Genomic DNA, 25,817 nt, shown 5'->3' on the forward strand with positions numbered 1-25,817 from the left:
CGCACAGGGACACGGCGGCCAACGCTCGCCGCCGCGGACGTGACCGCGGCGCAGCGATGGTGGCTCCCCGACCACCGTGACATGTGACCGGCAGTACCGGTTCGGATTGGGTCAGCGAATTACTTGATCAGGAATTTCTCTTTGTTCTTGCCGACCCACTTCGGGGCGCGGCCACGGCCCGACCACGTTTCGCCCGTGGCCGGATTCATGTACTTCGGCGCAATCTGGGCGCGCGCGGCACGGCGACGGCCATCGGTTGCGACAAGCCCCAGATCCTTGGCGGACAGTTCATATTCCTGAATCTTCTGTTTGACTTCAGCGATGACCTGAGCGACTTCACGGGCCCGAGCCTCTTCGATTTGCTTTTCAATCTTTTCGCGCTGCGCGACGAGTTCTTTATAGCTTGCCATCTGGCCTGTCCTTGGGTTGTTAAAATGGATCGCCACTTAAAATAGCACGAGTTTTAATAATTTGAAAACCGCATTTCCAGAGAATGAGTCTGGAAACGCCAAAATCGCATTGAATCGTCCGATCGATGCTTCCGACAAAGCACAGAATCGGAGCGCGATTCCGGGAATATCATCAGATCGGCCTCGTCGATATCGAGGCATTAGCGTGCCCCATTGCCGGCAATCGCAAAAGCATTCCCGCCATCGTGCGATGTGGACGCGAGGCGGCGTGATAAGTTCACACTTTCTCCTGCAAGTTTTCGTAAGGCTTTTTTGCCGGGCCATGTTTGGCGCCGACGACGCAGATGGCATCATCGCTCGATGCCTCAGACAATAGGTGCTCCCCAAACATTCAATCGCTATCCGATCGTTCCGCGATTCGAAAGACTTCACTCATTCGGATTATTCGCATCCCAGCGCCGTAATTCACGGATAACCCGAGTGGCCCCCGGATCCATGCGATTCGCCGGACGTCGTCTCGGACGTGCCATTGGTGTCACCCTCGATTTTCGAATCGTAGCCACCAAACGCGTGCGTCGATGCCATCTCCCGAGTCGATCGCATTTTCGTACAATAGAACCGTCGCGCCTGACGCTACTGCGCATCACGGTAGGTATGGCAATATTGACGGGCACGAACACAATGTTCGCGCAAATCGAATTAAGTCAATCCAGAATTGTCACAATCGGCGATTTGCCATTCGGATTCGGGCGAATTCAACGGAATTTTGAGCGCATGAGCACGTCGACGCTGGCTGAGGATTCGCATTCGCCGTTCGGTACCCCCGCGCGCGCGCTCACTACCGAGCGCACGGTCTTGCGTCAGTGGCGACCAGAGGATTTGCCACTTTTCGCTGCGCTCAATGCCGATCGAGATGTCATGCGCCACTTTCCGACGACACTCGACCGGCCCCAGAGCGACGCCGTCGCGCACCGGCTGGCCCAACATATCGAGACGCATGGCTATGGTCCCTGGGTGCTGGAAATCCCTGGCGTGACGCCGTTCGCGGGATTCGTCGGCCTGATGCGCGTGGGTTTCGACGCCCCTTTCGCGCCGGCCGTGGAGATCGGCTGGCGGCTGGCGCGTGCCTGGTGGTCGAAAGGGTACGCGACCGAGGCGGCCTTCGCCGCCGCACATTTCGCGTTCGACACGCTCGGCCTCGAAGCACTGGTGTCGTTCACCGTTCCCGCGAACGTTCGCTCGCGCGCGGTCATGGCGCGCATCGGCATGCGCCATTGCCCCGACGAAGACTTTCTGCATCCGCTGATTCCGGCCGGCCACCGAATGCGCCGTCACGTGCTGTACCGGCTCAACGCCGACGAATTGGCGGCCAACCAGCGCTAGGCGTCGCCTCGGCGATTGAAGCAGTCGCTTAAATCGTGGGACAATCCGAATCTTTGCGCCAGCCATTCCCCCATTGTGTCGCGCGCCGTCATCATTCCGCTCATCATCGCTTGCGCCCTGTTCATGGAGAACATCGACGCCACGGTGATCACCACCTCGCTGCCCGCCATGGCGCGAGATCTTCATCAAGACCCGATTTCGCTGAAGATGGCGCTCACCGCCTACGTGGTCGGGCTCGGCATCTTCATTCCGATCTGCGGCTGGGTCTCCGATCGCTTTGGCGCGCGCAACGTCTTCCGCACGGCGATCGGCATCTTCATGGCCGGCTCGATTCTCTGCGCGCTGTCGTTTTCGCTGCCGACGTTCGTGTTCGCGCGCTTTCTGCAGGGCGTGGGCGGCGCGATGATGGTGCCGGTCGGCCGTCTCGTCATCTTTCGTGCGGTGCCCAAGCACGATCTGGTCAAGGCCATCGGCTACCTGACGATGCCAGCGCTGCTCGGCCCGGTCATCGGCCCGCCATTGGGCGGCGCGATCACGGCCTATCTGCACTGGCGCTGGATCTTCTTCGTCAACATTCCGGTGAGCCTGCTCGGCATCTACCTCGCGGGCAAATACATCGACAACGAGCGCGGCGGCGACGCCGGACGCCTCGACACGCTGGGCTTCGTCCTCTCCGCGCTCGGCAGCGGCCTGCTCATGCTCGGGCTGGCCATGATCGGCGAACCCCACATCGACGGCAGCCTCGTCGTCACCCTGTGCGCCGTGGGGGCCCTCTTTGTCTATGCCTACTGGCGCCATGCCAATCGTGTGCAAGCGCCTCTGCTCGACCTCAGGTTGCTGCGCATCCCGACGTTCCACGCCAGTGTCGTCGGCGGATCGCTCTTTCGCATCGGGTTGGGGGCCGTGCCGTTTCTGCTGCCGTTGGCGCTGCAGGAGGGGCTCCACATGGATCCGTTCGAATCCGGCATGATTACCTGCGCGTCGGCATTCGGGGCGATTTTCATGAAGGCGATTGCACAGCGCGTACTCGCGCGATTCGGTTTTCGCCGCGTGCTGATCGTCAATGCGGCGTTGGCCGGTCTGGCGCTGTCGTCTTACGGATTCTTCTCGCATGACACGCCGGTGATCGTGATGCTTGCCGTCGTGGCGTTCGGCGGCTTCTTCCCGTCGCTGCAGTTCACTTGCCTCAATTCGATCGTGTACGCCGACATTGCCAGCGCCGACGCCAGCCGAGCCACCAGTCTTGCGAGCGTGGTTCAGCAGTTGTCGCTGGGGCTGGGCGTGACGATTTCGGGAATGGTGCTGCAGGCGAGCAGCCGGCTGGCCGGCCACGAACACCTGACCACCCGCGATTTCCTGCCGGCGTTCCTCGTGATCGGCCTGTTCTCCTGGCTATCGATTCCGGTCACCCGCCAACTGGCTGCCGACGCGGGCACGGAGTTGGCGAGAAAACACTGAGCCGCGCGCGTTACTTCGCGTCGGCCCGTGTCATGACCGCGTGCAGCGCCATGCCGGCGATCATGGCGACGACGAACAGCAGTCCCTTGCCCGAACCAGCGCCGAGCAGCACCAACGCAGGTCCCGGGCAAATCCCGGCAATTCCCCAGCCGACACCGAACGTCAGCGCCCCGAGCACCAACCGTTTGTCCAAACCTTTCGCCCCCGGCCAGGCACGCGGCTCGCCCGTCCAGGCCAGTGCCTGCGAGCGTGCCAGCCGGAACCCGACCAGCCCCACCGCGATGGCCCCGCCCATCACGAACGCCAGCGACGGATCCCACCGGCCGGCCAAATCGAGAAAGCCCAGCACTTTCGCCGGATTCGCCATCCCGGCAAGTATCAGCCCCAGCCCGAAGACGAGCCCGCCAATGAACGCAAAAAGCAGCTTCTTCATGCCGCACCTCCCAGATTGAGTACGTGGCGCACGACGAACACGGTCAGGAAACCCATCGCCATGAAACACAGCGTGGCGACGAGCGAGCGCCACGACAGCCGCGACAAGCCGCACACGCCGTGGCCGCTCGTACAGCCCGACCCGAGTCGCGTGCCGAAGCCGACCAGCACACCCGCCGCCACGAGCATCGCGGCACTGGCGTCGATCTGCGCCGCGGGCACGACGGCCACGGCGCGGTACGCCCAAGGGGCTGCCATCAACCCGACGACGAAGGCGATGCGCCAGCCCACATCGCCGGCGCGAGGACGCAACAGGCCTCCGGCAATGCCGGAGATGCCTGCAATGCGCCCGGTCGCCAGCATCAGCCAGACGGCGGCAACGCCAATGAGCAAACCGCCGGCCAACGCGGTCCATGGGGTGAAGTGAAGGGTATCGAGGGTCATGTGCGGAGCGTCCCGTCAATTAATCAGAATTTCGGACAAAACTGGTCGTAGAGGCATGCCAGTAAGGCAAGCACTGCGCCATCGGCGACCGAATAGTAGATACGTTTGCCGTCACGCCGGGTCGTCACCAGCGACTCGGTACGCAGCACGGCGAGCTGCTGGGAGAGTGTCGGTTGCCGAATGTCGAGCTGCGCCTCCAGTTCCCCCACAGACAGTTCGCCCTGTGTGAGCTGGCACAGGATCAGCAGACGGTCTTCGTTGGCCAGCGCACGCAGCAGCGCGGTGGCATCGCACGCGGCGGCGCGCAACCGTGCGACATCCAGCGGCGCGGTGTCCGCGGAGGCCGTGGCCCGTTCGACAGGGGATAGCGCAGTCACATTTGGCATGGCAGGATCGAACCATTCAGAGCATTGCGGCGCGGTGAGAGGTCACGTCGCCATAAACATTATACTAGACTATAATATATCAATTAATAAATTAATGCAGGAGCCGATCATGCCAGCCACGCCCGCCAACATCGAAGCCTTCTTCGACACCACCACCTCCACGGTGACCTATGTGGTGTTCGATGCGCCGGGCTCACGCGCGGCCATCATCGATCCGGTGCTCGACTACGACCCCAAGGCCGGCCGAACGCATACGGAATCGGCTGAGCGCGTGCTCGACTTCGTGGCCGCACACAAGCTCACGGTCGACTGGATTCTTGAGACGCATGCGCACGCCGATCACCTGTCCGCAGCGCACTGGCTCAAGGAACGCGTCGGCGGACGCATTGCCATCGGCGCGCACATCCGGGAGGTGCAGCACGTCTTCAAGACGCTGTTCCATCTGGGCGCCGACGTGCCGCCCGACGGCTCGCAATTCGACCATTTGTTCGAAGACGGCGAGACGTTCGCCATTGGCGCGCTGCAGGCCGAAGCGATGTTCGTCCCCGGCCATACGCCGGCGGACATGGCCTATCGCGTGGGCGACGCCGTGTTTGTCGGCGACACCCTCTTCATGCCCGATGTCGGCACGGCACGCTGCGACTTCCCCGGCGGCAATGCCCACACGCTCTTCCGCTCGATCCGCCGCCTGCTGGCGCTGCCGGCGTCGACGCGTCTGTTCATGTGCCACGACTATCCGCCCGCCGGACGCACGGCGAACTGGCAAACGACCGTGGACGAGCAACGGCGCGCCAACATCCACGTGCACGACGGCATCGAAGAGCACACCTTCGTCGCCATGCGTGAGGCCCGCGACAAGACGCTCGAGATGCCGACGCTGATTCTGCCCGCCGTACAGGTCAACATCCGTGCAGGCGACATGCCGGCGCCGGAAGCCAACGGCACGCGCTATCTGAAGATCCCCCTCAACGCGCTGTAAGCTGCTCGGCCAACGCATCGCGCGCGTGCGTGACCCACTCAGGCTCGCCACGGCGCGCGGGAAGCAAATGAAATTCGGCGTCCGGCAGTGCGGGCAGGCGCCGCCCGGGCATCAACGTTTCGATACGCGCAAGCGACGGCCCCGACGCCGACGCATTCAGGCACGCCACCCCGAGCCCCGCGCTCAACGCTAATTGCAGCCCCGCCACGCCCGAGGCCACGTGCGCAATCGTGAAGGGCACACGGTGGTCGTCAAGCCATTGCGTGGTGAAGCGATGCAGCGCACAGCTATCGGGCAGCACCAGCAGCGGTAGCGGCGCGCCGGCCGCCAGAACGAGGTCCGGCGATGCCACCCACTCGAGCGACTCGCGCCCCAGCGTGCGCGTGCCGGCCACCGCCTCGCGAGCGAGCGCCTTGCCGAGCACGCGCATCGACAGACCGATGTCGAAGTCGCCCGTGTCATAGCCCGCCTCGATCTCCCCGCTTTTCAGAATCGTGACGTGAATGCGCAGCGACGGATACGCCATGCCGAGATGCCGCAGCATGCGCGCGACTTCGGCCGGACGGAAGTAGTCTGTGATCGCCAGCCGCAATTCGCCGGCGAGGGAGAATCCGCGCACGTCATGCCACGCCCGTTCGGACTGCGCGAGCAACTGCCGCGCGTGTCCGAGCAGCCGCTCGCCCGCCGGCGTCGCGCTTACGCCAAATTTGCCGCGCGTGAACAACGTCACGCCGATGCGCACTTCGAGCTTGCGAATCTGCTCGCTCACTGACGACTGCGACAGGAACACGCGCGGCGCGGCGGCCGACAGACTGCCCGCCTCGGCCACCGCCACGAAGGTGCGCAACTGATCGAAATCGAAACCGGGCGTCATGCATTTATCCATTGACAAAAACGATGGATCAAATCGTAAATTCCCGCTTTTCCGATGTCAATCCTCTCCCTAGACTTAGGGCGTTGTCTTCACATCACTCAACACCGCTTAATCTTTGGGAGCCGCACCATGCCGCACATCGTTCTGCAACTCTCGGGCACGCCCGACGACGCCCTCACCCGCAACGCCGTTCGCGCGGTCTCGCAACTGACCGTCGACACGCTGCACAAGGCGCCGGAGGTCGTCGCCGTGACCGTCGACTATATTCCGCACACGCGCTGGTTCATCGGCGGAGCGCCCCTCTCGGAGCAAGGGAAAAACGCCTTCCATCTGGACATCAGCGTGACCGACGAGACGAATACAAAGGCCGAAAAGGCGCAATTCATTGCTCAGGTGTTCGAAACGTTGTCGGGCCTGCTCGGCAACGTGCACGAGTGCTCGTACATCCACGTGATCGATGCCCGCGGCGCGGCTTATGGTTACGGCGGACGCACGCAGGAATATCGTCATCAGCACGCGTCGAAGTCGTGACGCCTCGGCGCTCACATTGACTGGCGAGGCGCTCCCGAGCGTCTGCCAGGCGATGCAAAGCTCCGGCTTGCGCTACGTCATTTCACGTCACGTTTCGACAAACAAAACGAAACAATTCCAACACTTTTTTACGACTATTCGCTTCGCGGCAGACGCGGCTCCTCGTACGATGAAGACGTACCCAAAAATCGAACTCAAAGGGAGCCATCATGAAAAAACTGACGCTGACCGTTGTCCTCGTTACCGCGACGCTCGGGGGCATTGCCACCGCCCCGGCCCATGCACAGGTGGGCGTGTCCATCAACATCGGCGCGCCGCCGGCGCCGCGCTATGAGCCGATGCCGCCGCCGCGCGTCGGATATGTTTGGGCGCCGGGTTTCTGGGACTGGGACGGCCATCGCCATGAGTGGCGCGGCGGTCACTGGGAACGTGACCGTCCGGGCTACGCGTATCGCGCGCCGGCCTGGCATCAAGGCCCGAACGGCTGGGCACTGAGTCGCGGCGGCTGGGATCGCGGTGATCGCGGCCGGGGACCGGATCGTCGTGACGACCACGATCATGGCCGCGGCCATGGCCACGACGGCCGAGATCACGGCCGCGACCACCGCAACTGATTCGGGCCGCGAGGCTTGAAAACGAAAAAAGCCCCGGCGTGGCCGGCAGCGTATCGGATCGATACGTCTGCCGGACCGGCCGGGGCCGTGACGGGTGTCACACCCAGGAAATTCTCCCCAAGCGTGCCCCCCGTGTAGTCGTCAGTCGCGATTGGCTTGAATAACGGTCAGCGCCGTCATGTTGATGATGCGTCGCACGGTGGAGCTCGACGTCAGCACGTTGACCGGTGCTCCGACACCCAACAGGAACGGTCCTACCGCCACGTTGCTGCCCGCGCCCGTCTTGAGCAGGTTGTAGGCAATGTTGCCCGAATCGACGTTCGGGCACACCAGCAGGTTCGCCGCGCCCTTCAACCGCGACTGCGGCAGAATGCGGCTGCGCAGACCTTCATCGAGCGCGCAGTCGCCGTGCATTTCGCCGTCGATCTCCAACTCCGGCGCCTGCGCCTTGACCATCTCCAATACTCGACGCATCTTCGTTCCCGACGCGGCGCTGCCCGAGCCGAAATTCGAACGCGAGAGCAGCGCGACCTTCGGGTTCAGGTTCAGCCACGACATCTGCTTGGCGGCGGCCATCGTGAACTCGGCGATCTGCTCGGCCGTCGGGTCATCGTTGACGTGCGTGTCCACGAGCGCCACGGTGCGCTTGTCGAGCAGCAGGATGTTCATCGCCGCGTAAGTATTCGCGCCCGGCTGCTTGCCGATGACTTCGTCGACGAAGCGCAGGTGGTCGTGATACGCGCCCACGGTGCCGCAAATCATGCCGTCTGCATCGCCCAGGCGCACCATCATCGCGCCGATCAGCGTGAGACGGCGGCGCATCTCGACACGCGCCATTTCCTTCGTGATGCCGTCACGGCAACGCAGCTCCCAGTAGTTGGTCCAGTACTGGTGGAAGCGCTCGTCGTAGTAAGGATTGGTCACCTCGACATCCTCGCCCAGACGCAGGCGCAGACCGAACTTCTCGATGCGCGCGAGCAGCACTTCCGGGCGGCCCACCAGGATCGGACGCGCCAGCTTTTCGTCGACGATCACCTGCACGGCACGCAGCACGCGCTCTTCCTCGCCTTCCGCGAACACGATGCGCGACTTGCCGCCGTCGCGCACGAGTTGCTTGGCCGCCGAAAAGATCGGCTTCATGAACGCGCCCGAGTGATACACGAACTGTTGCAACTGATCGGCATACGCGTCGAAGTCGGCGATCGGGCGCGTGGCCACGCCATCTTCCATGGCGGCGCGCGCCACGGCCGGCGCAATGCGCACGATCAAACGCGAATCAAACGGCTTCGGAATCAGGTACTCCGGCCCGAACGACAGGTCATACGCGCCGTAGGCGGTTGCCACGGAGTCGTTCGGCTCTTCCTGGGCCAGCGCGGCAATCGCGTGCACGGCGGCGATTTCCATGTTGCGCGTAATCGTGGTCGCCCCCACGTCGAGCGCGCCGCGGAAGATATACGGGAAGCACAGCACGTTGTTGACCTGGTTCGGGAAGTCCGAACGGCCGGTGGCGAGCACCACGTCGTCGCGCGCGGCGCGCGCTTCTTCCGGGAAGATTTCCGGCGTCGGGTTGGCGAGCGCCAGAATCAGCGGACGCGCCGCCATCGTCCCCAGCATTGCCGGCTTGAGCACGCCGCCGGCGGACAGCCCGATGAACACGTCGGCGCCCTCGATCACTTCCGCGAGCGTGCGCTTGTCGGTCGGCTGCGCGAAGCGCGCTTTGTCCGGGTCCATGCCCACCGTGCGGCCTTCGTAGACCACGCCGTCGATGTCGGTTGCCCAGACATTCTCGACGGGCAGGCCCAGGTCGACCATCAGGTCCAGACAGGCAAGCGCGGCGGCGCCGGCGCCCGAGGTCACGACCTTGACTTCGCGGATGTCCTTGCCTACGACCTTCAAGCCGTTGATAAACGCGGCGCAAACGGTGATGGCGGTGCCGTGCTGATCGTCGTGGAAGACGGGGATCTTCATCCGTTCACGCAGCTTGCGCTCAACGGTGAAGCACTCCGGGGCCTTGATGTCTTCGAGGTTGATACCCCCGAACGTGGCTTCGAGACTCGCGATGATCTCGACCAGCTTGTCCGGGTCGCTCTCGGTGATTTCGATGTCGAACACATCGATGCCGGCGAATTTCTTGAAGAGGACGGCCTTGCCTTCCATCACCGGCTTGGAGGCCAGTGCGCCGATGTTGCCCAGACCCAGCACGGCCGTGCCGTTCGTGATCACGCCGACCAGATTGCCGCGACCGGTGTACTTGAACGACTGCGCGGGATCGGCGGCAATTTCCTGGCACGGGATGGCGACGCCCGGGGTGTAGGCGAGCGCCAGATCGCGCTGCGTGACGAGCGGCTTGCTGGCCGTCACGGAAATCTTGCCCGGGGTCGGGAACTGGTGATATTCCAGGGCGGCCTGGTGATCGTTACTTTGGCTCATGGGGGTGTCGTCCTCGGTCGATGTCTCGGCTCTGCCTTGCGCCGCGGACCATTCTGGAGACGGTTACCGCCCTGGCGCATCAGAGGTGAGGCCATTCTAGGCAGCCGCCAGCGGGGGACGATTCTGAATTACTATGGGGGCATCATGTTTTCGTTATAAGCCCGGAGCATCGGGGGTTTCAGGGGATTGGGGACAGATGGGGGCGGTGCCTTTCGACACGGGGGAAGTGGTCCGGCGGTTGACCACTCGGCTCAAGATGCGTCATCTCGTGCTGCTGCTGCAAATTCAGCAGCACGGCTCGCTCACGCGAGTGGCCGAACATATGGCGACGAGTCAGCCGGCGGTCACCAGTGCCCTCGCGGAGCTGGAAAGCATGCTCGGTGGCCCGCTGTTCGACCGCACGCCGCGCGGCATGACGCCCACGCCGCTCGGCGACGTCGTTCTCGCCCGTGCGCAAGCGATGGTGCACGACCTGGATCACCTGACCCGCGACATCGAGGCCGTGATGGCCGGACACGCGGCGCGACTGCAGGTGGGCGTGATTCCCTACATCTCCGGCAAGACGCTGGCTGCCGCGATTCAGCAAACGCTCGCCGAGATCCCCCAGCGACTGACCGTCACCCTCCATGAAGGCACCAGCGAATCACTGATGGCGCAACTGCGCGACCACTCGCTCGACGTGGTGATCGGACGCGCGGGCGCCGGCCTCGACCTGACACAGGTGCAATTCGAAGTGCTGCATCACCAGATGCCGCGCGTTGTCGCCAACCGCCGTCTGGCCGCCCGGCTCGGACGAAGCGCCCCGGTGTGGGCGCAGCTCGCCGAACTCGACTGGGTGATGGGCGCGCCCCACACACCGATGCGCGACCAGTTATCCGATCTGTTCCTGCACGCGGGCGTGGTACCGCCGGTGCCGGTGGTCGAGAGCTTCTCGTCGCGGCTGACGGGGGAGTTGCTCGCCAGCAGCGAGCGCGCGGTGTCGCTGTTGCCGGCAGACATTGCCGAGGAGCTGGTGCGTATCGCCGGCGTGGCGATCGTACCCTGGTCGCTCACATGGACGCTGCCGCCGGTGGCGATGTTCACGCGCCGGGAAAATCCGCGCGAGACGCATCGTCTGTTCACGCAGGCGCTGCGCGCGCAGTACCAGGTGGTGGCTGGCGCGGCATGAGCGTTTGCCGCTGCGGCCCCGGTTACGGTTGCGTTCGAGTGGCGCCATGGACCGGGCTTGGCGTCGTCGAATGGGTCTGCGGGCCCGTTGCCGGACGGATTACCGAAAGGGTCTGAAAGGCCTTTGGACGCCAAAACCAGCCAATTTCCAGAAATAGACCCTTTTCCGCTCGTTCGCCGCGCAATCGCTCGCGCTATGTCCGGCGTATGGTGTCGGGCATGACCCATGCCATGCCCGCCCCGCCTCACTCCGATACTGCACCCGCCGACCCTTCGCCGGCAGTCACGCCGTTTGCGCCCTCACCGCACCAGATTTTCCTGTCGCCGGCCCTGCTGCCCACGCAAGTCGGCCCGGCCGGCCTGCGCTTCGATTTCAATGACGGCGCACGCGTGGTCATTCCCGATTTCGGTCAGCCGCTGCCGTGGCGCGTGCGGATCAGCGACCTGCGAGACGACAGCACGCTGGCCGATGTCTCCCTCTCCTCGGGCGTCGTGCGCAGCCCGGCCAAGTATTTTGTGCGCTATGGCATCACGATCTGGCTGAACGACGTGGAGGTCTTTGCGCATCGTTACGATGCACGCGAGCAGGCGGTACTGGTCCAGTTTCCATTGGCCGCCCTGGGCGATGTGCTCGGCTGGCTGCCTTATGCGCTGCGTTTTGCACAAGTGCACGGGTGCCGTCTGGCCTGTGTCGTTACCCCGGCCGTGGCGTCGCTGTTCCGCGACGCGTATCCGGACGTCGATTTCGTCCCGCAGGACAAGGTGGAGCGACGCAAGTATTACGCGACGTACAACATCGGCCTGTTTTTCGACGACGTGGCACGCGTGAAACAACCGCGCGACTTCCGCGCGACAGGGCTACATCGCACCGCGGCGCACATTCTTGGCGTAGACGATGCCGAGGCGCGCGCGAAGACGGTGCTGCCGGACGCGTCGCGGCCGATGGCGGCACCTTACGTCTGCATCGCCGTGCAAAGTACCGCGCAATGCAAATACTGGAATCGGCCGGGGGGATGGGATGCGGTGGTGGCCGGACTGCGAGAACGCGGTATGCAGGTCGTGTGCATCGATCAGAAGGCGCGGCACGGCAAGGGGGATTTCTGGCAGTCGATCCCGGCGGGCGCGATCGATGCCACGGGCGACCTGCCGTTGACCGAACGCGCGCGCTGGCTGATGCACGCGAGTGCCTTTATCGGCTTGTCGAGCGGACTGTCGTGGCTCGCTTGGACGATGGGCACGCCTACGGTGCTGATCTCGGGTTTCACCCTGCCGCACAACGAGTTCGCCACGCCCTACCGGGTGAGTGCGCGCGACGTCTGCACCGGCTGCTGGCACGACCCGGCGCTGCGCTTCAACCACGACGACTTTCACTGGTGCCCACGGCATCGCGACACGCCGCGCGCGTTCGAGTGCACGCGGGAGATTCGCCCGGAATATGTGTTGGCCGCGCTGGATCGCGTGCCTGACGTCGAAGGCATGCGCCTGTCGCGCTGACTGGCCGTCGTGGGCCGCACGTCGATCGTCGAGTCCGTCGCTACGAGGCCCCGTGTTTCGCCTAAACTAGGCGGATCTCGTCTGTGCCGTTGGAACTCATGGCCCCTCGCGAATGCCGTCGTGACTCGATGCCAGCCCCGTCTTCGGCTCCGTGCGCCGAATCGGCCGACACCGCGCCGTTGGAAGACCCGGCCTTGCTGCGGCGTCTGCTGCGCGCCAAAGACCGCATGGACTCGGCCTCGCACGAGGCCTGGCCCGTCAAGCGCCTGGCCGCGATCAGCGGCACTTCCGAAGCGCACTTCGCGCGCTCGTTCAAGCGAGCCTTCGGTATTCCTCCGCATCGCTACCTGCTGACACGGCGCATCGAGCAGGCCAACACGCTGTTGCGCGACACCGATCTGAGCATCACCGACATTGCCTTCGCCACCGGCTGGGAGAGCGTAGGCACGTTCGGCCGCATCTTTCGCGACATCAATGGACAAAGCCCGAGCGCCGTCCGAGCGTCGGCACGGACCACTGCGCCCAACTGCCTGGATCGTGTTCCCGCATGCGTCCTGAAAGCGGCGCAGCGGCCCGATCTCAAGATCGCAGTTTTGGAGAAGCGCCGCCGCGCAACCCAAGGTACAGTCCCTCCATCAACCAAGGAGGTCTTATGAAGCCAGGCATTCAAGTGGTCGGTGTGTACGTCGACGATCAGGATGAAGCCCTCGCGTTTTACGTCGAGAAGCTCGGATTCCGTGTTCACACAGACGTGCGCAACGGGCCGTACCGTTGGCTGACAGTCCAGCATCCGGACCAGCCCTCGTTCCAGCTCGGCCTGTTCACCCCTGGCCCGCCCATCCACGACGACGCGACCGCGCAAACGTTGCGGGCGATGGTCGCCAAGGGTGCCATGCCGCCACTGGTACTTCACGTATCGGACTGCCAGGAAAGCTACGCCAGACTGAAAGCCGGCGGCGTCGAGTTCACGCAGGCGCCGGTCGAGCGCTACGGCAGTGTCGACGCGGGCTTTCGCGACCCGGCCGGCAACGGGTGGAAGATGATTCAAGCCGCGCCGGACGGTCAATGAGTCGCCCGTGTTGGCGTCGCTGTTCGACGTGACACCATCAATCCGGCCGCCGCCGAAACGCCCACGCGCCGGCGGTGGCCGCTGTACGCCTATGGGGTCGCCGGCGCCAACGCCCGCGCCAGATACTGCTCCATGAACTCGACGAAAATCCGCACTTTGGCCGACAGATTCAGTCGCTCGGGGTAGATGGCATAGATGTCGGCGGAAGGTAGCGTCCAATCGCTCAACAAGCGCGTGAGCGCGTTGGCGGCGAGCGCCGATTGCACGTCCCATTCGGATCGAACCGCCACGCCGTGACCGTCGAGCGCCCACCGCAGCGTCGCTTCGCCGTCGTTGCTGCTCATCGTGCCGTGCACCTTGACCAGTTCATGACGCTTACCCTTGGTGAAGTGCCAGGTGCCATAGGCCGTGTCGTTTTCCCGCAAGACGATGCACAGGTGATTGCGAAGATCGTCCGGCACCTCAGGCACACCGTGACGCGCGAGGTATTGGGGGGACGCACAGACAAAACGGCGATTTTCGGCAATTCGCCGCCCCACGACGCGCTGGTCCGGCAACTCGCCGAATCGAATGCCGACATCGAACGCATACTCGGCCAGATTCATCGGACGATCCGTCAAATCGAGCTGAACCTCCACATCCGGGTACTGCCCGCGAAATGCCGAGAGCGCCGGGACCACGTGCCGCCGACCAAATCCGAAGGTCGCATTGACTTTCAGCAGTCCGCGCGGCAAATCGCGGCTGCTCGACACCATGCGCTCCAACTCCTGCACCTGTTCCAGAAGCTTCGATCCGGTGCCGAGATACAACTCCCCCTCGTGTGTCATCGCCAGCCGGCGCGTGGTGCGATTGAGCAGCTTGACGCCTAGCCGTTGCTCCAACTGACGCAACCGCGCACTGATCGCAGGCGGGGTGACGCCCAGATCCCGCGCCAGCGCCGACAGGCTGCCCATCGTCACCAGACGTGCAAAGAACTCGAGATCCGCGATCGCATCCATTATTAAACTAAACTTAAAAATAGGTTAAATAAATATGCATTTTGCGATTCTATGAACAAATTAGACTGCACGCAAGGTTGCGAATTCGACAGCCGCCCCCTTTCGTGGAGTACCCCATGGGACAGACGCTTTACCAAAAAATCGTGCGAAGCCATACGGTCTTCGAGGTCGATGCTCAGCACGTCGCGCTCTACGCCGACCTGCACATCATGAATGAATATACGAGCCCTCAGGCCTTCGCCGGGCTCGGCGAGAAGGGCTTGTCGGTGCGCTGTCCGGAGAAACAGATGGGCATCGTGGATCACGTGATCCCGACGCATCCGGTGCCGGTCAACAAGCGCACCATCGCGATCGATGCGGCGGCCCATCAAGCCGCCAACTTCACGCGCAATTGTGAGAAGCACGGCATCCATCTGTTCGACATCAACGACCCGGAGCAAGGGATCGAGCACGTCGTCGCGCCGGAAATCGGCCTGATTCGTCCAGGCATGGTCGTGCTCTGCGGCGACAGCCACACCACCACCTACGGCGCACTGGGCGCGTTGGGGTTCGGTATCGGCACCTCGGAAGTCGAGCACGTGCTCGCCACCCAAACGCTGATTTACCGTGTTGCGGGCGACATGCGCATCCATGTCGACGGCACGCTCGCCCACGGCATCACGTCGAAGGATCTGGTGCTCCACCTCATCTCGCGGATCGGCGCGCAAGGCGCACGCGGCTACGTCGTGGAATACACCGGCACCGCCATCCGGGCGCTGTCCGCGGAAGCGCGCATGACGTTGTGCAACATGACCGTCGAGGCGGGCGCCCGTGGCGCGCTCATCGCGCCCGATGCGACCACCGTGCAATACGTCGCCGAGCGCGTCAAGGATCTCGCCCCCGAGGTCCTCAACGAAGCGCTCACACGCTGGCCGCAACTTCGCTCCGACGACGATGCGGCCTTCGACGTCACCTTCGATTTCGATGCGCGCGACGTGGCGCCGTTCGTCACCTGGGGCACGAGCCCCGATCAAGCCATTGGGATCACGGCCCAGATTCCCGCGCTGTCGGACAACGAAGCCGACCGGCATGACGCCGCAAAGGCGCTCCGCTACATGGGCCTGGACGCCGGGCAGTCGCTGGACGGCCTGCCGATCGACCATGTGTTCATCGGGTCGTGCACCAACGCGCGCATCGAGGATCTTCGCGCTGTCGCCGATATCGTCCGGGGACGCCAGGTGGCGTCGACGGTACGCGCGATGGTGGTACCCGGCTCCGGACGCGTCCGGGATCAGGCCGAGCGCGAAGGCATCGCCGACGTACTGACGGCTGCCGGTTTCGAATGGCGCCAGCCCGGATGCTCCATGTGTCTGGCGATGAACGACGACATTCTCAAACCCGGACAACGGTGTGCCTCCACCACCAATCGCAACTTCGAAGGACGCCAGGGTCGCGGCGCCCGCACGCATCTGATGAGTCCCGCGATGGCGGCCGCGGCCGCTCTGGCCGGACGCATCGTGGACGTTCGAAAGGAAATCACTTATGGCTAATCACACCCGAATCGCCGGCACCGCCGCGCCGCTGCCGCTCAACAACCTCGACACCGATCAGATCATCCCCAAGCAGTTTCTGCTGGGCATAGACAAAGCCGGCCTGGCGCGCGGCGTGCTGTATGACTTGCGCACGAACGCCGACGGTTCGCCCAACACCACGTTTGTGCTGAACCAACCCGCCTATCGGGACGCGCGAATTCTCATCGCCGGGACCAATTTCGGCTGCGGCTCCAGTCGCGAACATGCGGTATGGAGCTTGCAGCAGGCTGGCATCGAAGCCGTCATCGCCCCGAGCTTCGGCGAGATCTTCTACTTCAATGCGCTCAACAACCGCCTGCTGTTGATCGTGCTCGATCATCACATCGTGAGGACGCTCACCGAGAGAGTCAGCGATCCGGCGCAAAGCGCTTTGACGATCGATGTCGAACGTCAGTGCGTCGTGACGGCCGGCGGCGCCGAATTCGGCTTCGACTTGCCCCCGCGTCAGAAGCGCATGTTCGTGGAGGGACTCGACATGATCGGCATGACGCTGCGCGAGCGCGACATGATCGCGGCGTTCGAGGCGCGTCATGACGCCGATAACCCGTGGATGAAGATCGATCTGCCCAAGCAGCAACGCGCTGCCTGAAAAGAGGCGCCCCGAGCGCCCACCCCCAAGGCTCGTACCACGACATTTCAGGAGACAACCCATGGAAAGCCATGCAGCACAGCCGGGCGCGACCGCGCTCGCGAATCAATCATTGGTGTCGAAGTTCACAGTCGGCGGCATGCCGTTGCCGATGTTCGTCGCGATCGCACTGATCACGGGTCTCGCGGCGGCAACGGGCCGGTTGCCGCCCGACATGATCGGCGGCTTTGCCGTGCTGATGATCGCGGGCATGCTCCTCGGTCAGATCGGCGGTGCGATACCGCTTGTCAAGCACATTGGCGGGCCCGCCATCTTCTGCCTGTTCGTGCCGTCCGCGCTGCTCGGCTACGGGCTGATGGACGCCCCCATCCTCACGGCCATCAAAGTCACGATGAAGACGGCGAATCTGCAGTACCTGTACATCGCCTGCCTCGTGGCGGGCAGCATGCTCGGGATGAAGCGGAAGATCCTGATCCAGGGCTTTCTGAGAATGTTCGTGCCGTTGCTCATCGGCACGCTCGCCGCCATCGCGGCGGGCTGTCTGGCGGGCTTATGCTTCGGACTCAGCCCGTGGCATACGTTCTTCTATATCGTGATGCCGATTCTCGGTGGCGGCATTGGTGAAGGCATCCTGCCCCTGTCCATTGGTTATGCAGAGATCACCGGGCAGACACAAGGCCACCTGATTGCGACCATGGTGCCCGCCGCACTCATTGGCAACGTCGTGGCGATCCTGTGTGCCGGCTTGCTGAAACGCTTCGGCGAAAAGCACACGCAATACAACGGGCGCGGCACGCTCGTGCGCAGCGGCGAGGACCGCGCCTTGCTCGACGGCCAGAGCGACGAGCCTGCGCTTGACCTGCCGCTGATGGGGCTGGGCTTGCTGCTCGCTTGCACGCTGTTCATTCTGGGCGGGCTGCTGGCACCCATCACCGGCATCCCCGGCCCGGTGTTGATGATCGTCGCGGCCGCTGTGCTGAAGGTCGCCCGCGTGATCCCCGCCAAGATGGAGACCGGCGCCTATCAGATGTACAAGTTCATGTCGACGAACCTCACGTTCGCGATCCTGGTGGGGCTGGGCACGTTGTTCGTGTCGTGGGACAAACTCGTCGGCGCATTCTCGACGGCCTACTTCGTCATCTGTGCCGTGACCGTCATCGCCATGGTCGCCTCCGGATTCGTGGTCGGCATGTGGCTGAAGATGTTCCCGGTCGAGTCGGCCATCGTCACCGCCTGCCATAGCGGACTTGGCGGCACGGGGGACGTTGCCATCCTGTCGTCGTCGGATCGCATGGGCCTCATGCCGTTCGCACAGATCTCGACGCGCATTGGCGGCGCCGGCATGGTCGTGATCGCGACGTTGCTCATGAAGTTCTGGCATTGACGCCGTCATGCGGCGCGGCACCCTGCCGGTTCGCGCGCGAGTCGGAAGGGTGCCAGATGATGTGCTGCGCTGGACCGCCGTGATTTGCCGTCGTGAAACGCCACCGTCAATCCGGCCGCCGCCGAAACGCCCATCCGCCGGCGGCGGCGGTCCCCGTGGCGACAATCGCGACCAGAACCCAGAAGCCGTGCGGGTGATCCGCCAGCGGTATACCGCCCACGTTCATGCCGAAGAAGCCCGCCACGATGTTGATGGGCAAGGCGAGCACGGTCACGACGGTGAGCGTGTAGATCGTGCGCTCGGTGCGCTCGCTGACCATTGCCGCAATCTCTTCCTGCAGCAGCTTGATTCGCTCCAGCAAGGCCGACAAGTCATTGAGCACGACGGCAAATTCTTCGGTTGCCTGACGAAACTCCTGCACGTCCTCGACATGCCCCCAGGGCGGAGGACGGCTCAGCAGACGAAAAAGCGCCGCCGGCTCCGGTGCCAGCAATCGCTGCAAGCGAACGAGCACCCGGCGCAACGACCCCAGATCGGCGCGATTGCTCTCGATACGCTGCTGCAATAGCCGGTCTTCCACCGTATCCACGCGCCCGCTCGTCTCGCGCACGATGCGTTCGAGCACATCCGCCTGATCGCGCAGCAAATGCACCAGCAACGCCAGCGGCGAACGGAAGGCTTCGCCACGTTTGACCGATGCGCGCAACTTATCGATGGATCGCAGCGGCTTCACCCGGCCCGTGACCAGCAGCCGGGCATTGGCCGCGACACGCAGCGTTGAAATCTCCGACTGCGCAATGTCGAACGCGAAAATCACATCGTTGATGACGGCCAGCAGCCAGTCGTCGGAATGTTCGATGCGAGTCGAGCGCGAACCTTCGCTCAGATGCTCGTAGAATTCGTCCGGCAAGCGCAGATGCTGCTGCAGCCACCGCTCGCACGCGGCATGCGCGAAGTTGAAATGCAGCCACAGGAAGCCGGGCGCACGCTCGCCCTGCGCCAGCCACGCGAGGGCCTCGCCCGAATCGATGGGCTCAGGCGAGGTGCCGTCGGTGAATCGATAGCCATAGATCAGACCCGCCTGATCGCAGCCATAAGCGTTGTGAACCAAGTCGGCGAACATGCGCGCGGTGTGTAGGCGAAAGTGGGGGCGGCGTGACCCGTACCTCAGCGCGGGCCGACCTGACATCATGGCCCCGTCACATGGCTTTTTTGTGACAACGCACACACCTCGCACACCGCCTGTCAACGCCGCTTTCGCCCACCGGGCGAGGCGGAACGCAAACGCCTTGGCGCGGCGTTCGTCCGCGCCATGCTAATGTCATAAAATCGTCGCAGACTTTGGCTCACTCTCGGGTGCGCCCTGCACGCGGGACTGCGCCGTGTGCCGGCCTGTCTTCACCCACGCTGGACGGGTGCCTTCCGTATTTTTTTGGTCCGTAAGAGTCCGTCGCCATGACCCAATTCGATTCCGATGCCGACCGCGACGCCTCGCTTGCGCGCCGCCTCCAGGATGACCTGATCGACAGCTACGATGAAGAGATCGAGATGGAGATCGACGATCTTCGTCTGCCCGGGCTGAATGACCTGAGCGCCGAGGCCCGCAGCGACCGCCTGCACTATTTCAGCGAACTGTTTCGTCTGCAGGGCGAACTCGTCAAATTGCAGGATTGGGTGATCCGCAGCCGCCACCGGCTCGTGGTGATCTTCGAAGGCCGCGATGCGGCCGGCAAGGGCGGCGCGATCAAGCGCATCACCCAACGGCTGAACCCTCGCGTGTGCCGCGTGGCCGCCCTGCCCGCCCCGAACGACCGCGAACGCACGCAGTGGTATTTCCAGCGCTACGTTCAGCATCTGCCCGCCGCCGGCGAAATCGTGCTGTTCGACCGCAGCTGGTATAACCGCGCCGGCGTGGAGCACGTGATGGGGTTCTGCACCGAGAGCGAATACGAAGAATTCTTCCGCTCGGTGCCCGAGTTCGAGAAGATGCTCGTTCGCAGCGGTATCCAGATCGTGAAGTACTGGTTCTCGATCTCGGACGATGAACAGGAGGCGCGCTTCCTCGCACGGATTCAGGACCCGCTGAAGCAATGGAAGCTCAGTCCGATGGACTTGGAAAGCCGCCGTCGCTGGGAAAGTTACACGCGCGCCAAGGAAGTGATGCTCGAGCGCACGCACATTCCGGAAGCCCCCTGGTGGGTCGTGCAGGCCGACGACAAGAAGCGCGCGCGCCTGAATTGCATGCATCACTTGCTCGCGCAAGTGCCGTATCACGACGTGGAGCGCTCGTCGGTGATATTGCCCGAACGCGCCCGCAGCGAAGACTATATGCGTCACCCGGTGCCGGATGAAATGATCGTGCCGGAGGTCTACTGACGCGCCTGGCGCGATGGCGGCTCAGCGCGGCAGCACGCCGCCTGAGGCATCATCTCAGCCGCCGGTAAGCCCAGGTGCGGGCGTCACGGGCAAGCGCAGCGTGACACGAAGGCCGCCGTCCGGCGACCTCGCCAGACGCACGGCGCCGCCCAGCCCCTCGACCAACCGCGCCACCAGCGACAGACCGAGTCCGCAATGGCCCTCGCCACCACGCGAGGCGTCGAGCCGCACGAACGGACGCATCGCCAGCGCCACCTGATCGTCCGGAATCCCCTCCCCGCAGTCGCTCACCTCGATACAGCCCACCGCGCCCTCGCACCACGTCGCCAGACGCACGGGCGGCGCGCCGTGCTCGAGGGCGTTGTCGACGAGATTCATCATGACGCGGTCGAGCAACGTGCGCGGCAACTGGAACGCCGGGCCCGCGCGCAAATGGCTGGCGAACAGCGGCGCGCTCTCGGCCAACTCGGTCGCCGTGGCCGAGGATGCCGTGGCTTCGTCGCCCCCCTGCGCCGGAAACTGTTCGCGCAAGAACGCATCGACGCCCACAAGCGGACTCGTATCGGGTTCGTCGCGAGCGTAGGCGAGGAACTGCTGGACGATGTGATCGATGGACGCGATGTCGCGCACAAACCCGTCGCGCGAGCTGTCGCTGTCGATCAAATCGGCGCGAAGACGCAAACGCGTGAGCGGCGATTTCAAGTCATGGGCAATGCCCGCCAGCATGATCGCCTGATTGTCCTCCGCTTCGGCCAGGCGCTTGGCCATGTCGTTGAAGGCGTGCGTGAGGTCGCGCAACTCATGCGGCCCTTGCTCGGGCAACAAGGCGGGACGACGTCCACGCGCGATCACGCGCGCGGCGTGGGCGACGCGCGCAATCGGGCGCTGCATCTGCCAGGCCACCAGCAACGCCAGCAATACCGCGCCGATCAGAATACCGACCGTCTCGCGCACGAAGGGTGGCATCGGCGGCAAATCTAATCCGATGACGATCCACTCGCTGCGTTGGGGCAGCAAGACCCACAAACTACCCTGCTTGCGCTCGTCGACCAGATGCAGCTGCGTGCCGGCCGGCAAGCGCGCGAGCAATTCGCTGCGCAGGCGCGCGGTGCGTGTGTCGTCTGCGCGATCGGCGAACGCCGGCGCCCGCGTCAGCGGCACGCGACGCAGGCCATGCGGCGGCGCGAGGCTGCCGGGGTCCACTGCGCGTTGATCCACGCTCTGGATGGCAATGAGCAGGCCGCGCGCAAATCCGTCCACCTGCTGACGCGGACGCTGATAGAAAACCAACGCACTCCACACGAGATGCATCACCAGCAGGACGGCAATGCCTAGCCCTGCCATGCGCGCGAAGAGCGAGTCGCGCAGCCGCCAACGCATTGTCACGCCGCCGACTGCCGCCAGCCGCGCACCGTACGCTTGACCACTGGCGCGGGCGAAGCGAGCGCCCGCCCGTCGTCTTGACTGCCTACGCCGCCAGCCCTGGATCGCTCACGCGAGTCCGGCGTCGCGCCATCGGACAATTCGCCGCCCGGCACGAAGACGTAACCCTTGCTGCGAATCGTCTGGATATAGCGAGGCTCGGACGGATCGGCCTCGACGAGCCGTCGCAGACGCCACACCGGCACGTCCAGGCTGCGATCGCGAAACGTGATGCCGTCGCCATAGAGCATGGCGTGCAGCTTGACGCGCGGGAGCACCTGCATGGGGTGCTGCGTGAACGCCTTGAGCATGGCGAACTCGGTATCGCGCAGCGGTAAACGCTCGCCTTCGCGCTGCAACGTGCGCAGCGAGTAATCGAGTTCAAACGGACCGAAGCGGTACGGGGCGCGCGCGTCGGGGGCGCTGGCGGCCACCGGCCCGCGGCGGCGCAGCACAGCGTGAATCCGCGCGAGCAACTCACGCGGATCGAACGGCTTGGCCAGATAGTCGTCGGCGCCCAGTTCCAGCCCGAGCGCCCGGTCGAGCGGCCCGCCACGCGCCGAGAGCATGATCACCGGGATGTCTTCGCCGGCCGCGCGCAAATCCTGCAACGCCCGCAAGCCGTCACGCTCCGGCATCATGATGTCGAGCAGAATCACCGACGGCCGCTCGAGTTCGAGCCGGCGCAGCAGCGAGGCCCCGTTGTGCAGCACCGAGACCTGCATGCCGTTGGCATGCAGCAATTCGCGCAAGAGGTCGCGAACGACAGGATCGTCGTCGACCAGCAGAACATGCAGACTCATGAAATTCTCTCGGTGGTTTAAGTTTGACGCCGGGCGCTCGCGGCGTGCGACAGTGTCACGGCACTGTCTTGCGTCACCGCAGACGGCGCCGAGGTCGTGGACAGCGCCCGCAGCGCATTCGTAAATCGATCCGGCGCCGGCGACGCGCGACGTGTGCCGAGCGTCGCGGCAGGTCCCTGCCCCGGCAAACGCCAGGCGCGATGTAGCGCCGAACCCGGCGCGCCTATGCCTGTGGTCATGTCATGTGCTCCCTTGGTGTCGAGATGCACCGAAGTGTGTGCGTTCATCCAGACCGGCATTGGCCGAAGCATCTTACAAAATGCAGCTCAATCCTTATTTCAGAAAGGATTGGAAAGGTGCGTCGATGTCCATCATCGGCGTCGCCCTTGATTTGCGCGCACAAATATCGACAATTCACCGATGTTAGCCGACATAGAAGTAAATTATAGAGAATTTAGTGAGGGCACGCCGAGGCCGCGATTGACATCGGAGGTCGCGCAGCGCGTGCGATCTTCACATTGTGCAGCCGCGTGGCGACGCGCTCCGCTGTGCGTCCCACCCTGCTCACCAACGCCCCCAGCCCCCTGCCCCCTGCCCGGCGGGGCTATTGCAACCGCCGCCCCCCCCTGCTCGCGGGCGATTGTGCCGATGGCAACGCGCAACGTTGACCCCAATCCGCATCTCCACATTTCTCCTGCCGTTGCCGATCTTCCCGCTCGGCGCTGCCATGCACGAATCGAACTGGCGCCGTGGCCTCAACAACGTCAAACCGTGGGCGACACCTCGTTCAATCAGGATCGCGAATCGATCGGCGGGAGAGCGTGACGAGCAGCGCCGCCACATCGGGATACTTCAACCGGTAGCCCAGTTCGCGCTTGAGCCGCGTGTTGGCGAGCCGTCGCGATTCCGACATGAACGACAGCAGCGTCGGCTCCAGCACGCGCTGCGCCTCGTCTCGCGAAATCCGCGGCGGCCGGGGCAGCCCCAGCGCATCGGCCACATGGTCGAAATACTCGCCCATGCGCCATTCGGTGTCGTCGCTGGCATGCACGATCCGCTGCGACTTGCCGCGCCACATCGCGCGCACCAGGATCGCGGCGAGATCGTCGGCATGAATATGGTTGGTGAAAACGTCGTCGGACTCCTGTAGTGCCGGGGTGCCCTTTTGCAAACGCGTGACCGGAAGACGATCCGCCGCGTAAATCCCCGGAATGCGTACGAGCGTCGTTCGCCACGGCACGCGCGCACGCTCGGTGAAACGCCAGACGGCTGGCGTGGCGCTCACCGATGTCGCACGGGCGCGTGCCGGCCCAGCCGCCAGCACACGATGCACGTCATGCCCGTGCCGCGACGGTCGGCCGAGCGTGCGCACCGTGCGCTCCGCGTCCACACGACGCTGGCCACGCGGCGATCGCGGCCGCGGTGTGCGCGTTTCATCCACATGGGCGCCGCCGCAGTCGCCGTATACGCCGCTGGTGCTCGCGTAGACGAGAATGCGACGCGGCGCTCGAGGCAGGCGCGACAAGGCGCGCCGCCCTCCCTCGGGTACAATTGTGGGCTTGGGCGGCTGGGCGAGCGCTGCGCGCAAACGGCGAGTACGCCGGTCCAGGGTGCCGCTGCCGGCAACCCCGGTGGGCGGGGCGAGATGCAACACTCGCGGTGCCAATCGACCGATGCGATGCAGGCTTGCCGCGTCGTCCAGGTTGGCGACAACGGGCACGGCCCCCGCCGCGCGCAATGCCGCATGGCGAGCATCGCTCGACGTGACCGCAAAGACACGAAAGCGTTTGACGAGGGCCGGCAGCGCGCGCATGCCGACGTCGCCGCAGCCCACTACCAGCAGGCGCGGGCGACCGAAGGGTTTTGACGATTTATTCATTTTTCGGATTGTAGTATGGCTTACAACGTTACCCTCGTGCCGAGCGGGCGCGAGTTCCAGGTCGAAGACGGCGAGGCCGTACTCAGCGCTGCGCTGCGTCAGGGCGTCGGCCTGCCTTACGGGTGCAAAAACGGCGGTTGCGGGTCCTGCAAGGCCAAGCTGGTCGAGGGCAACGTCGAGCACGGCGCGCATTCCAGCTCAGCCCTTTCGAAGGACGAAGAAACACGCGGTTTTGCGCTGCTTTGCTGCGCCCATGCCAAGGGCGACCTCGTCATCGAATCGCGCGAAGTCAAAGGCTTCGGCGACATCCCGGTCAAGCGCCTGCCCTGCCGCGTGAACGCGCTGGAGCGCCGTGCCGACGACGTCATCGTCATGCGCCTGCAACTGCCTGCCAATGAGCGCTTTCAATATCTCGCCGGGCAGTACATCGAGTTCATTCTGAAAGACGGCAAGCGTCGCAGCTACTCGATGGCCACCGCGCCGCACGAAGAAGGTTTCCTTGAGCTTCACCTGCGTCACATGCCCGGCGGTGTGTTCACCGACCACGTCTTCACTCAAATGAAGGAACGCGAAATCCTGCGCTTCGAAGGCCCGCTCGGCACGTTCTTCCTGCGCGAAGACACCGACAAGCCGATCGTGCTGCTCGCGTCGGGCACCGGTTTCGCGCCGATCAAGGCCATCGTCGAACATGCGGTGCACAAGGGACTGAAGCGCCCCATGACCCTGTACTGGGGCGCGCGACAGTTGAAGGACATTTACCTGCGCGAGCTGGCCGAACAATGGGCGCGCGAGATTCCCGGCTTCAGGTTCGTGCCGGTGCTCTCCGACGCCGCACCGGAAGACCAGTGGCAAGGCCGCACAGGGTTCGTGCATCGTGCCGTGGTGGAAGACTTGCCGGATCTGTCGGAGTACGAGATCTACGCCTGCGGGGCCCCCGTGATGGTGGAATCGGCGCGCCGCGACTTCATCGCGCATCACCACCTGCCCGACGCGGCATTCTTCGCCGATGCGTTCACCACCGAGGCCGACAACCCGGGTGGCGGTCTGTGAGCCGCACGAATCGAGCGATGCTGACCGGGCGCCACGCGGCGCGCACGCCACAGTGCGCGCGAACCCTTTGACAA

Annotated in this window: 26 protein-coding genes; 14 read left to right on the plus strand and 12 right to left on the minus strand. The window is 64.3% G+C overall.

The window, feature by feature from the left end:
• Positions 1 to 119 precede the first annotated feature (119 nt).
• Positions 120 to 410, minus strand: a complete 291-nt coding sequence (locus OYT13_RS19165) for an H-NS histone family protein (protein WP_017232823.1) — start codon at positions 408 to 410, stop codon at positions 120 to 122.
• 774 nt (positions 411 to 1,184) lie between these two features.
• Here OYT13_RS19165 and OYT13_RS19170 point away from each other — a divergent pair.
• Positions 1,185 to 1,793 carry a GNAT family N-acetyltransferase gene (locus OYT13_RS19170; protein WP_268566826.1) on the plus strand — a complete coding sequence of 203 codons (609 nt, stop codon included), beginning with the start codon at positions 1,185 to 1,187 and terminating at the stop codon, positions 1,791 to 1,793.
• Positions 1,794 to 1,916: 123 nt separating this feature from the next.
• Positions 1,917 to 3,251, plus strand: coding sequence for an MFS transporter (locus tag OYT13_RS19175; protein WP_268567903.1), 1,335 nt, complete (start codon positions 1,917 to 1,919; stop codon positions 3,249 to 3,251).
• A 10-nt stretch (positions 3,252 to 3,261) separates the two neighbouring features.
• Here OYT13_RS19175 and OYT13_RS19180 read toward each other — a convergent pair whose 3' ends face one another.
• The 3 genes from OYT13_RS19180 to OYT13_RS19190 are packed head-to-tail and all read right to left on the minus strand — an operon-like array spanning position 3,262 to position 4,513.
• Positions 3,262 to 3,684: a DUF6691 family protein gene (locus OYT13_RS19180; RefSeq protein ID WP_017232819.1), complete on the minus strand. Its 423-nt coding sequence runs from the start codon at positions 3,682 to 3,684 to the stop codon at positions 3,262 to 3,264.
• Complete coding sequence (locus OYT13_RS19185) at positions 3,681 to 4,127, minus strand: YeeE/YedE family protein (RefSeq protein ID WP_017232818.1); 447 nt, start codon at positions 4,125 to 4,127, stop codon at positions 3,681 to 3,683. The genes OYT13_RS19180 and OYT13_RS19185 overlap by 4 nt, the downstream gene beginning before the upstream one ends.
• A gap of 23 nt (positions 4,128 to 4,150) precedes the next feature.
• Positions 4,151 to 4,513: an ArsR/SmtB family transcription factor gene (locus tag OYT13_RS19190; RefSeq protein ID WP_268566827.1), complete on the minus strand. Its 363-nt coding sequence runs from the start codon at positions 4,511 to 4,513 to the stop codon at positions 4,151 to 4,153.
• A gap of 109 nt (positions 4,514 to 4,622) precedes the next feature.
• Between OYT13_RS19190 and OYT13_RS19195 the strand changes: the two genes are divergently transcribed.
• A complete protein-coding gene (locus tag OYT13_RS19195; protein ID WP_268566828.1) occupies positions 4,623 to 5,492 on the plus strand; it encodes an MBL fold metallo-hydrolase in 870 nt (289 codons plus the stop codon).
• Here the strand turns inward: OYT13_RS19195 and OYT13_RS19200 are convergent.
• Positions 5,479 to 6,366, minus strand: a complete 888-nt coding sequence (locus tag OYT13_RS19200) for a LysR family transcriptional regulator (RefSeq protein WP_039830025.1) — start codon at positions 6,364 to 6,366, stop codon at positions 5,479 to 5,481. The two genes, OYT13_RS19195 and OYT13_RS19200, sit on opposite strands and share 14 nt — an antisense overlap.
• A gap of 129 nt (positions 6,367 to 6,495) precedes the next feature.
• On the opposite strand from OYT13_RS19200, the gene OYT13_RS19205 reads away from it, so the two are divergent.
• Positions 6,496 to 6,897 carry a tautomerase family protein gene (locus tag OYT13_RS19205; protein ID WP_268566829.1) on the plus strand — a complete coding sequence of 134 codons (402 nt, stop codon included), beginning with the start codon at positions 6,496 to 6,498 and terminating at the stop codon, positions 6,895 to 6,897.
• 209 nt (positions 6,898 to 7,106) lie between these two features.
• On the plus strand, positions 7,107 to 7,511 hold the full coding sequence (locus OYT13_RS19210; protein ID WP_017232813.1) for a YXWGXW repeat-containing protein: 405 nt from the start codon (positions 7,107 to 7,109) through the stop codon (positions 7,509 to 7,511).
• 141 nt (positions 7,512 to 7,652) lie between these two features.
• Here the strand turns inward: OYT13_RS19210 and OYT13_RS19215 are convergent, their stop codons facing one another.
• On the minus strand, positions 7,653 to 9,941 hold the full coding sequence (locus tag OYT13_RS19215; protein WP_017232812.1) for an NADP-dependent malic enzyme: 2,289 nt from the start codon (positions 9,939 to 9,941) through the stop codon (positions 7,653 to 7,655).
• A 205-nt stretch (positions 9,942 to 10,146) separates the two neighbouring features.
• On the opposite strand from OYT13_RS19215, the gene OYT13_RS19220 reads away from it, so the two are divergent.
• The 4 genes from OYT13_RS19220 (at position 10,147) to OYT13_RS19235 (ending at position 13,671) form a co-directional block, all read left to right on the plus strand.
• Entirely contained in the window at positions 10,147 to 11,109 is a 963-nt protein-coding gene (locus tag OYT13_RS19220; protein ID WP_026131747.1) for a LysR family transcriptional regulator, read from the plus strand.
• A gap of 218 nt (positions 11,110 to 11,327) precedes the next feature.
• Complete coding sequence (locus OYT13_RS19225) at positions 11,328 to 12,602, plus strand: autotransporter strand-loop-strand O-heptosyltransferase (protein WP_268566830.1); 1,275 nt, start codon at positions 11,328 to 11,330, stop codon at positions 12,600 to 12,602.
• A gap of 128 nt (positions 12,603 to 12,730) precedes the next feature.
• Positions 12,731 to 13,258: a helix-turn-helix domain-containing protein gene (locus OYT13_RS19230; RefSeq protein ID WP_268567904.1), complete on the plus strand. Its 528-nt coding sequence runs from the start codon at positions 12,731 to 12,733 to the stop codon at positions 13,256 to 13,258.
• On the plus strand, positions 13,255 to 13,671 hold the full coding sequence (locus OYT13_RS19235; protein WP_017232806.1) for a VOC family protein: 417 nt from the start codon (positions 13,255 to 13,257) through the stop codon (positions 13,669 to 13,671). The genes OYT13_RS19230 and OYT13_RS19235 overlap by 4 nt, the downstream gene beginning before the upstream one ends.
• Before the next feature lie 89 nt (positions 13,672 to 13,760).
• On the opposite strand, the gene OYT13_RS19240 is transcribed toward OYT13_RS19235, so the two are convergent.
• Positions 13,761 to 14,669 (minus strand): LysR family transcriptional regulator, encoded by a 909-nt coding sequence (locus tag OYT13_RS19240; RefSeq protein ID WP_268566831.1) that lies wholly within the window; start codon positions 14,667 to 14,669, stop codon positions 13,761 to 13,763.
• A gap of 116 nt (positions 14,670 to 14,785) precedes the next feature.
• Between OYT13_RS19240 and leuC the strand changes: the two genes are divergently transcribed.
• The 3 genes from leuC (at position 14,786) to OYT13_RS19255 (ending at position 18,213) form a co-directional block, all read left to right on the plus strand.
• A complete protein-coding gene (gene leuC, locus OYT13_RS19245; RefSeq protein WP_268566832.1) occupies positions 14,786 to 16,198 on the plus strand; it encodes a 3-isopropylmalate dehydratase large subunit in 1,413 nt (470 codons plus the stop codon).
• Positions 16,191 to 16,829: a 3-isopropylmalate dehydratase small subunit gene (leuD, locus tag OYT13_RS19250; RefSeq protein WP_268566833.1), complete on the plus strand. Its 639-nt coding sequence runs from the start codon at positions 16,191 to 16,193 to the stop codon at positions 16,827 to 16,829. The genes leuC and leuD overlap by 8 nt, the downstream gene beginning before the upstream one ends.
• Positions 16,830 to 16,890: 61 nt before the next feature.
• Entirely contained in the window at positions 16,891 to 18,213 is a 1,323-nt protein-coding gene (locus OYT13_RS19255; protein WP_268566834.1) for a 2-hydroxycarboxylate transporter family protein, read from the plus strand.
• A 106-nt stretch (positions 18,214 to 18,319) separates the two neighbouring features.
• On the opposite strand, the gene OYT13_RS19260 is transcribed toward OYT13_RS19255, so the two are convergent.
• Complete coding sequence (locus OYT13_RS19260) at positions 18,320 to 19,336, minus strand: transporter (protein WP_150562646.1); 1,017 nt, start codon at positions 19,334 to 19,336, stop codon at positions 18,320 to 18,322.
• A 332-nt stretch (positions 19,337 to 19,668) separates the two neighbouring features.
• Between OYT13_RS19260 and ppk2 the strand changes: the two genes are divergently transcribed.
• A complete protein-coding gene (ppk2, locus tag OYT13_RS19265; protein WP_017232804.1) occupies positions 19,669 to 20,589 on the plus strand; it encodes a polyphosphate kinase 2 in 921 nt (306 codons plus the stop codon).
• Positions 20,590 to 20,643: 54 nt separating this feature from the next.
• Here the strand turns inward: ppk2 and OYT13_RS19270 are convergent, their stop codons facing one another.
• The 4 genes from OYT13_RS19270 to OYT13_RS19285 form a co-directional block, all read right to left on the minus strand.
• Complete coding sequence (locus OYT13_RS19270; protein ID WP_026131744.1) at positions 20,644 to 21,969, minus strand: ATP-binding protein; 1,326 nt, start codon at positions 21,967 to 21,969, stop codon at positions 20,644 to 20,646.
• Positions 21,970 to 21,971: 2 nt separating this feature from the next.
• Positions 21,972 to 22,814 carry a response regulator gene (locus OYT13_RS19275; RefSeq protein ID WP_268566835.1) on the minus strand — a complete coding sequence of 281 codons (843 nt, stop codon included), beginning with the start codon at positions 22,812 to 22,814 and terminating at the stop codon, positions 21,972 to 21,974.
• 17 nt (positions 22,815 to 22,831) lie between these two features.
• Positions 22,832 to 23,053 (minus strand): hypothetical protein, encoded by a 222-nt coding sequence (locus tag OYT13_RS19280; protein WP_174974972.1) that lies wholly within the window; start codon positions 23,051 to 23,053, stop codon positions 22,832 to 22,834.
• 548 nt (positions 23,054 to 23,601) lie between these two features.
• A complete protein-coding gene (locus tag OYT13_RS19285) occupies positions 23,602 to 24,693 on the minus strand; it encodes an SDR family NAD(P)-dependent oxidoreductase (protein ID WP_268566836.1) in 1,092 nt (363 codons plus the stop codon).
• A 15-nt stretch (positions 24,694 to 24,708) separates the two neighbouring features.
• Between OYT13_RS19285 and OYT13_RS19290 the strand changes: the two genes are divergently transcribed.
• On the plus strand, positions 24,709 to 25,743 hold the full coding sequence (locus OYT13_RS19290) for a CDP-6-deoxy-delta-3,4-glucoseen reductase (protein WP_017232798.1): 1,035 nt from the start codon (positions 24,709 to 24,711) through the stop codon (positions 25,741 to 25,743).
• Positions 25,744 to 25,817 lie beyond the last annotated feature (74 nt).

It is taken from the genome of Pandoraea sp. XJJ-1 (genome assembly GCF_026802345.1).
In the GTDB taxonomy this organism is placed as follows: domain Bacteria; phylum Pseudomonadota; class Gammaproteobacteria; order Burkholderiales; family Burkholderiaceae; genus Pandoraea; species Pandoraea cepalis.